Raw genomic sequence first — 13,756 nt, forward strand, 5'->3', positions numbered from 1 at the left:
TGGAGGAGAAAAATATGGGTATTGTATTGACGCAGTCTAATACTTTTATTATTGGAAGTATTGCAAAACTGCTCGGATTTATCATGAATGGAATTTTCAATGCGTTGAGTTATATTGGTATTGAGAATATTGGTCTTAGTATCATTATATTTACAGTCATTGTCTATACATTGATGATTCCGATGACGATTAAGCAGCAGAAATTTTCAAGAATGTCGGCTGTTATGAATCCGGAGATTCAGAAAATTCAGAAAAAATATAAAAATAAAAAAGATCAGGCATCTATGATGAAGATGCAGGAAGAGACAAAGCTGGTTTATGAAAAATATGGAACATCGCCGACTGGCGGGTGTCTTGGTTCACTGATTCAGTTCCCTATTTTGTTTGCATTATGGCCGGTTATTCAAAATATTCCAGCATATGTAACAAGTATTAAAGATGCATACATGCCTTTGGTTAACCAGATTATGGCGACAGACGGTTACCAGAAAATCATGGAAGGAATCGGAAAAGCAAGTCCGATCATGATCAATCCTGAAACATATGATTATAGCAAAGCAAATACACTCGTTGACGTATTATACAAATTCAGACCGGGAACCTGGGATACACTTGCAGATAAATTTCCGGACTTGACAAATTTAATTGATTCTACAAAAAACAGTTTAACACATTTGAATACATTTCTTGGAATCAATATTGCAGAGACACCGGGATCTATGTTCATGACAGCAACAAAGAACTTTTCTATCGGTCTGATCATCGTTGCGCTTGCAATTCCGGTATTATCCGGACTTTCACAGTGGATCAGTGCAAAACTGATGCAGCAGGCGACATCAACAGGAAATGATGATGATAACCCGATGGCAGCGCAGATGAAGACAATGATGAATGTTATGCCGTTGATTTCTGTGTTTATGTGTTTCTCAATGCCGGCAGGTCTTGGTATCTACTGGATTGCCAGTGCGGTAGTAAGAACGATTCAGCAGCTTGTAATCAATAAATTCTTAAGCAAGAAGTCAATGGATGAGCTGATTGAAGAGAATATTAAAAAAGCTGCGAAGAAGCGTGAGAAAAAAGATGCAGTTTCCGGAAAAGAGATCAATGCGATGGCACATAAAAATGTGAAGAACATTGATGATCAGAAGAGAAAAACAACAAGCAGCAATAATATTGATTCTTATAAGCAAAATGCAAAACCAGGAAGTTTGGCATCGAAAGCAAATATGGTAAGTGATTTTAATAAAAACAAAAAATAGGCTAAACCAAAATTCTTATTTTTAGAAAGATGAGAATGTCAAGGAGGGTTTAAGATGAATGAGATTAGAGTATCAGCAAAAAATGTAAGTGATGCAATTACAGAGGCAAGTATTCAGCTTGGAGTTACAAGCAGTGAACTAGAATATGAGGTAATCGAAAAGGGAAGTACCGGTTTTTTAGGAATCGGAAGTAAACAGGCTGTGATCAGAGCTTGGAAAAAAGTTGTTGAAGAGCCTGTTGAGGAAGTAAGAGAAGAAGTTGAAGAAGTAAAACCTTCGTTGGAACAACAAATTGAAAAGGCAAGAGAAACTGTGGAATCACACAGAGAAGTAAAAAAAGAAGTGCATGTTAAGAAAAAACATGTGAAAGAGCCTGTGAGAAGAGAAGAAAAACTTTCTGAAGTACAGGAAAGTACAAAAGAAGCTTGTGAAAAATTCTTGCATGATGTCTTAAAAACAATGGGAATGGAAGTTGAGATTACTTCAAGTATTGATCAGGATGGCGCTTTGTGTATCGAGATGCAGGGCGAGCATATGGGAATTCTCATCGGAAAACGTGGACAGACTTTAGATTCTCTTCAGTATTTGACAAACCGTGTAGCGAATAAAATGCAGGATGGTTATGTGCGTGTCAAACTAGATACAGAAAATTATCGTCAGAGAAGAAAAGAGACATTAGAAAATCTTGCAAAAAACATTGCTTACAAAGTAAAGAGAACAAAGAAACCTGTTTCATTAGAGCCTATGAATCCTTATGAAAGAAGAATTATTCATTCAGCACTTCAAGCGGATAAATATGTGTCTACACACAGTGAAGGTGAAGAACCTTATAGAAGAGTAGTAGTGACATTGGCAAGAAAATAAATGTGAATTGGGGACGGGGGTGATATCATATCATCCCCGTCCTTAGTTACACTTGGAGGAAAAAGTATGAAAACAGATACAATTGCAGCAATTGCGACAGCTATGACGAATTCAGGAATCGGAATTGTCAGAATGAGTGGTGATGAAGCATTTGAAATTATCCAGAAGATTTATAAAGGAAAAAAAGAAAAATATTTTCAGGAAGAAAAAGGTTACACAATACATTATGGATATATTGTAGATGGTGAAGAGACAATTGATGAAGTGCTTGTGATGATCATGCGGGGACCACATAGCTTTACAGGTGAAGATACGGTGGAGATCAATTGTCATGGCGGTGTTTATGTGATGAAACGCATTTTGGAAACTGTGATCAAATATGGAGCGAGACCTGCCGAGCCCGGTGAATTTACAAAGCGTGCATTTTTGAATGGGAGAATGGATTTGTCTCAGGCAGAGGCGGTCATCGATGTCATTCATTCCAAAAGTGAGTATGCACTGAAGAGTTCTGTGAGCCAGTTAAAAGGAACGGTTCATCAGAAGATAAAGAAAATAAGAGAGGAAATTTTGTATCACACTGCATTTATTGAGACTGCCTTAGATGATCCGGAGCATATCAGTGTGGATGGATATGGTGGAGAACTGAAGGTGGTTGTGGATAAACTACTGGAAGAACTGAAGGCATTGTTGATAAGTTCTGACAATGGACGTATTATCAAAGAAGGGATTAAGACGGTTATTGTCGGAAAACCAAATGCAGGAAAGTCCTCGCTTTTAAATGTATTGGTCGGTGAAGACCGTGCGATTGTGACAGATATTGAAGGGACAACGAGAGATGTTTTGGAGGAATCCATTCAGCTTCAGGGAATCAGTCTGAATATCATGGATACCGCAGGGATCCGCAATACAGAGGATATAGTGGAAAAAATCGGTGTGGACAAAGCAAAAGAGCATGCGAATGAGGCTGATTTAATTATTTATGTTGTAGATGCATCTAGAAATCTGGATGAGAATGATATGGAGATCATTCAGATGATTCAGGATAAAAAGGCAGTGATTTTATTAAATAAATCAGATCTTGCTACTGTTGTATCAAAAGATATGTTAAAATCATATATTGAAAAGCCGATGATTGAGATATCTGCAAAAGAAGAGAGTGGAATCAAAGAGTTGGAACAGACATTAAAGGATATGTTTTTCCATGGAGATATTTCTTTTAATGATGAGGTTTATATTACAAATATTCGTCATAAGGCGGCAATTCAGGATGCTTATGACAGTTTGGAAAAAGTAAATATGAGTATAGAAAATAATATGCCGGAGGATTTTTATTCCATTGATTTGTTGGATGCGTACGAATCTCTTGGAAGCATTACCGGCGAGACGATAGGAGAAGATTTGGTAAATGAAATATTCAGTAAATTCTGTATGGGAAAATAAAGATGAATATGATGTAGTTGTAGTCGGAGCAGGGCATGCAGGCTGTGAAGCGGCGCTTGCCTGTGCACGACTGGGGATAAAAACAATTATTTTTACAGTGAGTGTGGATAGTATTGCTTTGATGCCTTGTAATCCAAATATCGGAGGAAGCTCGAAAGGACATTTGGTAAAGGAAGTAGACGCACTCGGCGGTGAGATGGGGAAAGTAATCGATCAGACATTTATCCAGTCAAAAATGTTAAATAAGTCAAAGGGGCCGGCAGTACATTCGTTGAGAGCACAGGCAGATAAAGCAAATTACAGCAAGACGATGCGCATGGTTTTGGAAAATCAGGAAAATCTTGAAATCAAACAGGCGGAAGTGACAGACATTCTTGCAAAAGACGGAAAAATTGAGGGAGTGCAGACCTACTCCGGAGCAGTTTATAAATGTAAAGCTGTTATTTTGTGTACAGGAACGTATTTGAAAGCGAGATGTATTTATGGAGAAATCAGTCAGGAGACAGGACCAAACGGACTTCAGGCAGCGACTTATCTGACAGATTCCTTGAAAAAACTCGGAATCGAGATGTATCGCTTTAAAACAGGAACACCGGCAAGAATTGATAAAAATTCCATTGATTTTTCAAAGATGGAGGAACAATTCGGTGATGAGAGAGTCGTTCCGTTTTCATTTACGACAAATCCGGAAGATGTTCAGATTGAGCAGGCATCTTGTTGGCTGACTTACACAAACGAAAAGACACATGAGATCATTCGGGCAAATTTAGACCGTTCTCCATTATTTTCAGGTATGATAGAAGGAACCGGACCGAGATATTGTCCATCTATTGAAGATAAGGTAGTGAAATTTGCGGATAAAAATAAGCATCAGGTATTTATTGAGCCGGAAGGCTTGGATACAAATGAGATGTATGTGGGAGGAATGTCAAGTTCGCTGCCGGAGGATGTGCAGTATGCTATGTACCGCAGTGTACCGGGGCTTGAACATGCAAAAATCGTGAGAAACGCATATGCGATTGAGTACGACTGTATCGATGCCAGACAGCTTTATCCAACATTAGAGTTTAAGAATGTTGGAGGTTTGTACAGTGGGGGACAATTCAATGGAAGTTCCGGATATGAGGAAGCTGCCGCACAAGGGCTTGTAGCGGGGATAAATGCGGCTTTAAAGATCTTAGGCAGGGAACAGATCGTCTTGGATCGTTCGCAGGCTTATATCGGCGTTTTGATTGATGATTTGGTTACAAAAGAGAGCCATGAGCCTTACCGTATGATGACGTCCCGTGCGGAATATCGTCTGTTGCTCCGTCAGGATAATGCAGACCAGCGTTTGACAAAGATTGGACATGAGATCGGATTGATTTCAGATGAGCGTTACGAGTATCTTTTGGAAAAAGAAAGAATTATTGTATCTGAGGTAGAACGATTAGAACATACAAATATCGGTGCAGCACAGGAAGTACAGGATTTACTTGTGAAATATGGAAGTACACCTTTGAACTCAGGAACAACACTTGCAGAATTGATTCGCAGACCAGAACTTTCTTATGAAGTATTAGAGCCGATTGATAAGAGAAGAAATATCGTACAAAAATGTGCGGAAAAATATCCTGAAAATGTAGATAAATTGTGTCAGGAAGTTGTAGAGCAAGTAAATATCAATATTAAATATGATGGATATATTAAGAGACAGCAAAAGCAAGTAGAGCAGTTTAAAAAGTTGGAAAAGAAAAGAATTCCAGAAGATATTGACTATGATGTGATTAAGAGTCTTCGTATCGAGGCAGTGCAAAAATTGAAGCAGTATCGTCCTTTGTCCATCGGGCAGGCATCTAGAATTTCAGGAGTATCACCTGCAGATATTTCTGTATTGTTAGTATATTTGAGTGGAAAGAATGAAACGAGGTAGTTGTGAATGAGTCAGATATTTGAGAATAAGTTAAAAGAGCTTGGCATTGTATTAAATGATGAGCAGAAACGTCAATTTGATTCTTTTTATGAACTCTTGGTGGAATGGAATAAGGTCATGAATCTGACTGGTATTACCGAATATGAAGAGGTAAATGAAAAACATTTTGTGGATAGCTTGTCGATAACAAAGGCGATTGACATGAATTGTGTGGATAACTTAATTGATATTGGAACGGGAGCTGGTTTTCCGGGAATTCCGTTAAAGATTGCATTTCCTCATCTGAAAGTAGTATTATTGGACTCATTAAATAAAAGAATTAAATTTTTGAATACAGTAATTGAGGAACTTGAATTGATTGACATAGAAACAATTCACGGAAGAGCAGAAGATTTTGCAAAACAGGGAGAGTATCGGGAACAATTTGATCTTTGTGTATCAAGAGCAGTGGCAAACTTATCCACACTTTCTGAGTATTGCATGCCATATATCCACACTGATGGAATGTTTATCCCCTACAAGTCTGGAGAAATTGAGGAAGAGGTGACTGGGGCAAAGAAAGCAGTGCATGTGCTTGGTGGAAAAATTGAGGATGTGGTGAAGTTTCAACTTCCGGGAACTGAAATTGGTCGTTCTTTTGTAAAGATAAAAAAATATCAAAACACACCAAAAAAATATCCGAGAAAAGCAGGATTACCTGCAAAGGAGCCAATAGCATAAAAAATCAGCATATCATCTTAGATGATATGCTGATTTTTTATGAATAATTATAATTCAAATAGAATTTTTATCTGTTCGAGGACTTTTTCTGGTACCTCTAATTGTGGCAAATATTTTGCTTTTTTAATCGTTTGCACTTCAATTGCGGGAGTATAAGACTGATATTGTTGCGCATATTCTTTGTAAGTAGGGTTTCCACTCCCAACTAAAATAAAAATACTATTATCAATATGAGTTAGACATTCTGTAATATTTGCAGTTGTATATTTTCCCTTAATACTTGCAAATAAATATTTAGATTGCGTTTTCGAAATCTGAGCTGATTCACAGTAAGTCTTAACTATTTCATCATCAACAAATTGAGGATTGTAGAAATATTCGGTCATAAAAGTTTGTTCAATACTATCTTTACTATGCAGAAGATTAAACAGAAGAGTTCCAATAAAAGGAATGTTAATAATAAATTTTAACATTTTTGTTCGTTTTGTAGGAACTTTTGATATAGAGGAAATACTAGGAGGATTAATCAATAGTATTCTATCTATTATTTCATCATTGTTATGGCAAGCCATTAATACAAAAGAACAAGAGTTTCCAGTAACAATGACATCTGCCTTTTCACCAATAACATTGTTAATAAAGTCCGTGACTAATTGCACATATAAAAAGTTTGTGTAGGTGAAATTGGGTTTATCAGATTTTCCACATCCTAACAGGTCTAATGTATACACAGTATTTTTCTTAGAAAGATCAGAAACAATTCGATTCCATTCGTATTCTGAACTGCACGCTGAAAGATCGTGAATTAATAAAATTGGTTTGCCAGTGCCCTCTTTTGTATAGAAAATTTTTCCAAATCTCCATTCATAATAAAGACCTTCTTTTCTGCCGAGCAAATTATCAATAGTGGACATAAAATAAATAAGTTTATTGATAATGTGGATGATAAAGGTTGCCAAAACAGTTAAAGAAGCATAAGTTGCGAGTTTCTTTTTCCAGTTCATAAAGCACCTGCCTTTCTTATAAATACTTTTCTTTTATTATACTACACAAAGGAAATCAATACAACAATGGAGTAAATGTTTCACGTGAAACATTTTTAGTCCAGTACAGTATAAAGTAACTACAATATTTTTTGTTTCACGTGAAACATTTTGTGTAGATTATAATTTAAAAAGGTGGTATAATTATCTGAGGACAGAAAGGGGTAGCTGAAAAAATGGGAAGAATAATAGCTGTAGCCAATCAAAAGGGTGGTGTAGGTAAGACAACAACTGCAATCAATTTATCCTCATGTTTGGCATCATTAGGGAAAAAAGTATTAGCTATAGATATGGATCCACAAGGAAATATGACGAGTGGTCTGGGAATTGATAAAAATGAGGTCGAATATACTGTTTATGAATTAATTCTTGGACAAGTTGGTATTGAGAAGGTTATTTGTAAAGATGCTTTGGAAAACCTTGATGTGTTGCCAACAAATATAAATTTATCAGCTGCAGAGATTGAATTAATAGGAGTAGAAGAAAAAGAATTTATTATTCGAAAAGAAGTGGATAAAGTCAAAAAAAATTATGATTTTATAGTAATTGATTGTCCACCTTCATTAAGTATGCTCACGATTAATGCAATGACTACTGCTGATAGTGTACTGGTGCCTATTCAATGTGAATATTATGCATTAGAAGGATTAAGTCAATTAATACATACAATTGATTTGGTAAAGGAACGTTTAAATCCAGAATTAAAAATAGAAGGTGTTGTATTTACAATGTATGATGCCAGAACTAATTTATCATTACAGGTAGTTGAAAACGTAAAAGATAATTTGCAACAGACAATTTATAAAACAATTATCCCTAGAAATATTCGTCTTGCTGAAGCACCGAGTCATGGATTACCAATTAATCTATACGATCCAAAATCCTCAGGTGCAGAAAGTTATATGTTGTTGGCAGAAGAGGTAATTAATAAAGGAGAAAAATAATGGCAGTAAAGCGTGGAGGATTGGGAAAAGGGCTGGATAGTCTGATTCCGGATCATAAGACTGTAAAAACAACTGAAAAGAAAAAGCCGGAAGTAGAAGAAAAAAAAGAAGGCGAACAGCTTGTTAATATTAATAAAGTAGAGCCAAACCATGAGCAGCCAAGAAGACATTTTGAAGAAGATTCATTATTGGAACTTGCTGATTCCATCAAACAATTTGGAGTCTTACAACCTCTAATTGTTCAAAAAAGAAATGACTATTATGAAATTATTGCAGGCGAAAGAAGATGGAGAGCCGCAAAAATGGCTGGAATAAAAGAAATTCCGGTAATTATTAAAGAATATACGAAAAGAGAAGCAGTTGAGATTGCTTTGATTGAAAATATACAGAGAGAAAATCTGAATCCAATTGAAGAGGCAATGGCATTTAAGCGACTTTTGACAGAGTTTTCACTCAAACAAGATGAAGTGGCAGAGCGTGTTTCAAAAAGCAGAACAACAGTTACCAATTCTATGCGGTTACTAAAATTGGATGAAAGAGTTCAACAGATGATTGTAGATGATATGATTTCCACAGGACATGCGAGAACCTTGCTTGCAATTGAAAACCATGAAGAACAATATAATCTTGCAAATAAAATTTTCGATGAAAAATTAAGCGTACGAGAGACAGAAAAACTCATTAAAGAACTAAAAAATCCAAAGAAAGAAAAAGAAAAAAAAATCGTTGAAAATGATTTTATTTATAAAGATTTAGAAGAGAAAATGAAAACAGTCATGGGAACGAAGGTTCATGTAAATCCCAAAAAAAAGGGAAAAGGAAAAATTGAGATTGAATATTACTCAGACGAGGAACTCGAACGTATATTCGAGCTCATTATGACTGTTACAAATAATTCATAAGGGTAAAAGAGGAAACTTGTAATATGGAAAGTAAGTTGTTGGAAACAATAGGAATTGATCCAGGTATTATCTTGATTGCAATGTTTGTTTTAATAATTATATTGTTTTTTATTGCAATCCGCACCAATATGAAATACAATCGTTTAAAAGCCAGTTATACAACGTTTATGCGTGGAAAGAATGGTAAAACTTTAGAAGATAGTATTTTTGAAAAATTTAGTGAATTGGATAATATGGTGGATACGGTTCAAAAAAATCGTAAAGATATTCGAGAACTGAACAAAAACGTCAGAGCTAATTATCAAAAAGTTGGAATTGTAAAATATGATGCTTTTAATGAAATGGGTGGAAAATTAAGTTTTGCAATCGCATTACTTGATGGAAAAGACAGTGGATTTATTTTAAATTCTATGCATAGCAGAGATGGCTGTTACAATTATGTAAAAGAGATTGTAAATGGACAAAGTTATATCGAACTGTCAGAAGAAGAAGCAGAATCATTAGAAAAAGCGATGTATCAGGAAACATTTGGACTTGATTTAAAAAATATCAAAAAGTAGAGAGTAGAGGAGAAAGACCATGTTAGATATCAAATTTTTAAGAGCAAACCCGGAAATTGTAAAACAAAATATCAAGAATAAATTTCAGGACAGTAAATTACCACTTGTAGATGAAGTGATTGAACTGGATTTGAGAAACAGAGAAATTAAACAGGAAGTAGAAGCGCTGAGAGCAGAAAAAAACAAGGTGTCAAAACAAATTGGTGCGTTGATGGCTCAGGGGAAAAAAGAAGAAGCAGAAGAAGTCAAAAAGCGTATTGCTGAAGATGGACAAAAGATTGAACAGCTTTCTGTAGAAGAAAAAGAAGTGGAAGAAAAGATCAAAACAATTATGATGACAATTCCAAATATTATTGATCCGTCTGTTCCAATCGGAAAAGATGACAGCGAAAATGTGGAATTGCAGAAATATGGAGAACCGGTTGTTCCGGATTTTGAAATCCCATATCATACAGAAATTATGGAAAAATTTAATGGTATTGATCTTGAAGCAGCTGGAAAAGTAGCTGGAAACGGTTTCTACTATTTAATGGGAGATATCGCAAGATTGCATTCAGCAGTGATTTCTTACGCACGTGATTTCATGATTGACAGAGGATTTACGTACTGTATTCCTCCATATATGATCAGAAGTAACGTTGTTACAGGCGTTATGAGCTTTGCAGAAATGGATTCCATGATGTATAAAATTGAAGGAGAAGATTTGTATCTGATTGGAACAAGTGAACATTCTATGATTGGTAAATTTATTGATACAATGTTGGAAGAAGAGACTCTTCCTAAAACATTGACATCATATTCACCATGTTTCCGTAAAGAAAAAGGTGCTCATGGTATTGAAGAACGTGGTGTATATCGTATTCACCAGTTCGAAAAACAAGAAATGATCGTTGTGTGTAAACCAGAAGAGAGCATGGAATGGTATGATAAAATGTGGCAGAATACAGTTGATCTGTTCCGTTCATTAGATATTCCAGTTCGTACTTTAGAGTGCTGTTCAGGAGATTTGGCAGATTTAAAAGTGAAATCTGTCGATGTAGAAGCATGGTCACCAAGACAGCAAAAATATTTTGAAGTAGGAAGCTGCTCAAATCTTGGAGATGCACAGGCAAGAAGATTAAATATTCGTGTAAAAGGGAAAGATGGCAAGTATTTTGCTCATACACTTAATAATACAGTAGTTGCTCCACCGAGAATGTTGATTGCATTTTTGGAAAATAATTTACAGGAAGATGGTTCTGTAAAGATTCCAGCTGCATTACAGCCATACATGGGTGGAAAAACAGAGATTAGATAATAGAAAGGTAAAAACGTGCATAAGTATTTAAAAGCAATCGGTTTTACAGAATTAAAGAAAAAGCAGGAGATTCGAGAGATACTCAGGCAGACTGCAGACGAATTTGATTCGCAACAGGCAGTATCTTTGGATGAAACATCAGAATTTTATGAGTTAAAAAAACAATATGGTGACAGTGTAGGGATTTCTGTGTACGGAGAGATGGATCAGGATAAAATTTTCGAGAGGGAATATTATGTGCCATATTTTGAAGGCACAGGAATTACAACTTATGCGGATGTGCTTGTGGAGCGACGCATTGAAAAAGAGATGTATGTCGGAATCTGCGAGGATGTAAAAGTGGGAGCAAGTATTATTTTCCATATACAAAATGCAATTGAGTATATGAAAGAAAAGCAGCTTGGCGGACTTGCAAAGAGAACAACATCCGTGACGCTATCCGGACTTGGCTCTTCCGGAATGATTCTTTTCCCGATTTCAAAAGATGAACATTTGGAAAAGACAAGAAAAGAAGAGGAGCGCAATCGCATGATGCTTTTGAGCGCAGCTAGAAATGGCGATCAGGAGGCAATGGAAAGTCTCACTTTGGATGACATTGACACCTATTCTAAAGTATCAAAGCGATTGATTACAGAAGATATTTTTACGATTGTAGAGACATATTTCATGCCGTATGGTGTGGAATGCGACGAGTATTCGATTTTGGGAGAAATCATAGACTTGCGCAAAACACAGAACAAAGTAACGCAGGAAACGCTCTACATAATGACATTGGATGTGAATGAATTACAATTTGATGTGTGTATTCCTGAAAAAGAAGTTATGGGAGTTCCGGAAGTTGGAAGACGATTCAAAGGAAATATCTGGCTTCAAGGAAAAATCAATTTTTAAAAACACTTCACAACATCTCTCATTCGTGGTAGAATGAGAGATGTTGAAAATAAAAATGTTCCCTTAGTTAAATGGATATAACAAGTGCCTCCTAAGGGTCAGGTGGAGCAATCGCCTTTTGACATGATAACTAGATAAAATTGAATAGATTTATGAAAATGTCTCAGTACCTCAGTAGGATAGAGGGTTCGCCTCCTAAGCGGCAGATGGTTCGATTCCTTCGAGCCTTGAAAATTGCATAAAACTTATAAATGTCTCAGTAGCTCAGTTGGATAGAGCACACGCCTCCTAAGCGTGGGGTCGGAGGTTCAAATCCTCTCTGGGACGCCAGAAAGCACCGCTGCAAGCCTTTTTTCGGGGTTTGCAGCGTTTTTTTGTTCCTCCTTCTCCCGGTAATTTCACTTCCGTTACCGGGAGATTTTTATACGCCGCATGATGTATATTTGCTAATTGGACTCGAACGCTTTTCAGAAATTTGCTAAGAAAATTCTGCGTTTTGCTAATTCGATTTTTCGGATCACTTTGCCGGGGCTTGCGCCGCTATCAGGGCTGCGAGCGCACTCGCCAGCTCCGGCGACTTCTGAAGCTGCTCCACAAGGCTTTCAAGGTCCAGGGTCGCAGGTTCCGATTTTGCCGGTTCCTCCGGCGGACGGACATTGCGGAGATCAGGCTTGGCATAGAAGGCAGTCTCGAATTTCTGAGCATTGACCTTTCTATCCTCGTCCAGAATGTGAGCATAGATACTGGTTATCATGTCGATCTCGGCATGGCCCGTATCGCCCTGGGTAGCTTTCAGATCGCCGTGGTTCAGTTTTAGCTTGTAGGTGGTACTGGAATGACGGAGAGAATGAAAGACCACCTTCGGCAGCCCTGCGTCCTCACGGAGCTTTGCAAACTCTTTGAGGATGATCCGATCCTCACAGGGGCGTCCATTGGGAAGTGCCACGACCAGATCGAAGTCCTGATACTCTTCGCCCAGGAAGCCTTTCAGCTCGTCCTGGGACTTCTTCCATTCCCGCAGAATGTAGGCCAGCGTTTTCGGCAGCCACACCTTACGGATACTGGAATCGGTTTTCGGCTTTTTCAGAATAATTCTTGTACTGGTGTTCGGCATGAGCGGAGTGAAGATGTAATAGATATCCTTCTCACCCAGCGTTTCAATCGCCCGTTTGGAAGCCCTCGTCAGCTCCTTGTCGATGTAGACATAGGCATTATCCGCCGCAATATCTTCATCGGAAATATGGACGTTCTCCCAGGTCAGTCCCAGGATTTCACCCATACGCAGAGAGCAGGCAAAAGACAGGTTCATTGCTACATAGAGCTTGCTGTCCGTGCATTTGTCCAGGGCAAGGCGGATCATATCCGCTGTCCAGATATCCCGTTTCGCATACTCCGTTTTCGGGAGGATCACATTGTCAAAGGGATTTCTTGCAATGATTTCCCAGCGTACCGCCTGCTTAAACGCACACCGCAGGAGCTTGATGATCTTTTCAATGGTCTTGTCACTGACATAAGTGGTAACTGCCTTTCGGGTCTTGGTAGACACTGACTTGGTTTTCTGCAAGGTCTGGATATAACCGTCAACCGCACGGGGAGTAACCGCCTGTACCTCCATATCACCGATAATCGGATTGATATAGTTGGCAATCAGCGCCGTTTGGCTGTCATACATAGACACGCCCCATTTCTTTTCTCCGTAAAGAGATACGAAGTCATAAAGGAACTCGGTAATCGTCTGATTGCTTGGCGGTAGAAAAGTTCCCGTGTGCTGCTGATTTTCGATTTCCGCCTTGCGCTTTAAGGCCTCTTTGTGGGTATGCCAGGTTTCCCACTTCTGTTTGGTTTCTCCGTTTTCGTCCACATAGTTGTAAACAACGGAATAGTTTTTCTTTCGCTTGATAATAGATGCCATATCGTTCTTCCT

Annotated in this window: 12 protein-coding genes and 2 tRNA genes; 12 read left to right on the top strand and 2 right to left on the bottom strand. The window is 37.6% G+C overall.

Annotated features, from left to right (window positions below; genetic code table 11):
• Positions 1-14 precede the first annotated feature (14 nt).
• The 5 genes from BQ5364_RS01115 to rsmG all read left to right on the top strand — a co-directional run bounded on the left by BQ5364_RS01115 (position 15) and on the right by rsmG (position 6,195).
• Complete coding sequence (locus BQ5364_RS01115) at positions 15-1,259, top strand: YidC/Oxa1 family membrane protein insertase (protein WP_022251137.1); 1,245 nt, start codon at positions 15-17, stop codon at positions 1,257-1,259.
• Between the two features lie 54 nt (positions 1,260-1,313).
• Positions 1,314-2,123 (top strand): RNA-binding cell elongation regulator Jag/EloR, encoded by an 810-nt coding sequence (jag, locus tag BQ5364_RS01120; protein ID WP_022251138.1) that lies wholly within the window; start codon positions 1,314-1,316, stop codon positions 2,121-2,123.
• Between the two features lie 66 nt (positions 2,124-2,189).
• Entirely contained in the window at positions 2,190-3,563 is a 1,374-nt protein-coding gene (mnmE, locus tag BQ5364_RS01125) for a tRNA uridine-5-carboxymethylaminomethyl(34) synthesis GTPase MnmE (protein ID WP_004613278.1), read from the top strand.
• Positions 3,529-5,475, top strand: a complete 1,947-nt coding sequence (gene mnmG / locus BQ5364_RS01130; protein WP_004613277.1) for a tRNA uridine-5-carboxymethylaminomethyl(34) synthesis enzyme MnmG — start codon at positions 3,529-3,531, stop codon at positions 5,473-5,475. Before mnmE ends, mnmG begins: the two co-directional genes overlap by 35 nt.
• 6 nt (positions 5,476-5,481) lie before the next feature.
• Entirely contained in the window at positions 5,482-6,195 is a 714-nt protein-coding gene (rsmG, locus tag BQ5364_RS01135) for a 16S rRNA (guanine(527)-N(7))-methyltransferase RsmG (protein WP_071143462.1), read from the top strand.
• A gap of 47 nt (positions 6,196-6,242) precedes the next feature.
• Here the strand turns inward: rsmG and BQ5364_RS01140 are convergent, their stop codons facing one another.
• Positions 6,243-7,199 (bottom strand): alpha/beta fold hydrolase, encoded by a 957-nt coding sequence (locus BQ5364_RS01140; RefSeq protein ID WP_004613275.1) that lies wholly within the window; start codon positions 7,197-7,199, stop codon positions 6,243-6,245.
• 215 nt (positions 7,200-7,414) lie between these two features.
• Between BQ5364_RS01140 and BQ5364_RS01145 the strand changes: the two genes are divergently transcribed.
• The 7 genes from BQ5364_RS01145 to BQ5364_RS01175 all read left to right on the top strand — a co-directional run bounded on the left by BQ5364_RS01145 (position 7,415) and on the right by BQ5364_RS01175 (position 12,162).
• Positions 7,415-8,182, top strand: coding sequence for a ParA family protein (locus BQ5364_RS01145; RefSeq protein WP_004613274.1), 768 nt, complete (start codon positions 7,415-7,417; stop codon positions 8,180-8,182).
• Positions 8,182-9,084, top strand: a complete 903-nt coding sequence (locus BQ5364_RS01150; protein WP_071143463.1) for a ParB/RepB/Spo0J family partition protein — start codon at positions 8,182-8,184, stop codon at positions 9,082-9,084. The genes BQ5364_RS01145 and BQ5364_RS01150 overlap by 1 nt, the downstream gene beginning before the upstream one ends.
• A 23-nt stretch (positions 9,085-9,107) precedes the next feature.
• Positions 9,108-9,644, top strand: a complete 537-nt coding sequence (locus tag BQ5364_RS01155; RefSeq protein ID WP_004613272.1) for a DUF4446 family protein — start codon at positions 9,108-9,110, stop codon at positions 9,642-9,644.
• Positions 9,645-9,663: 19 nt separating this feature from the next.
• Positions 9,664-10,941, top strand: coding sequence for a serine--tRNA ligase (serS, locus tag BQ5364_RS01160; protein WP_004613271.1), 1,278 nt, complete (start codon positions 9,664-9,666; stop codon positions 10,939-10,941).
• 15 nt (positions 10,942-10,956) lie between these two features.
• Positions 10,957-11,832 (top strand): DUF3881 family protein, encoded by an 876-nt coding sequence (locus BQ5364_RS01165; protein WP_004613270.1) that lies wholly within the window; start codon positions 10,957-10,959, stop codon positions 11,830-11,832.
• Positions 11,833-11,992: 160 nt separating this feature from the next.
• Positions 11,993-12,060, top strand: a tRNA-Arg gene (locus BQ5364_RS01170).
• Between the two features lie 25 nt (positions 12,061-12,085).
• Positions 12,086-12,162: transfer RNA gene (locus tag BQ5364_RS01175), tRNA-Arg, on the top strand.
• Between the two features lie 187 nt (positions 12,163-12,349).
• On the opposite strand, the gene BQ5364_RS01180 is transcribed toward BQ5364_RS01175, so the two are convergent.
• Positions 12,350-13,744, bottom strand: coding sequence for a site-specific integrase (locus BQ5364_RS01180; protein ID WP_207646102.1), 1,395 nt, complete (start codon positions 13,742-13,744; stop codon positions 12,350-12,352).
• Between the last annotated feature and the right edge of the window lie 12 nt (positions 13,745-13,756).

The organism is Coprococcus phoceensis, assembly GCF_900104635.1.
GTDB lineage: Bacteria > Bacillota > Clostridia > Lachnospirales > Lachnospiraceae > Faecalimonas > Faecalimonas phoceensis.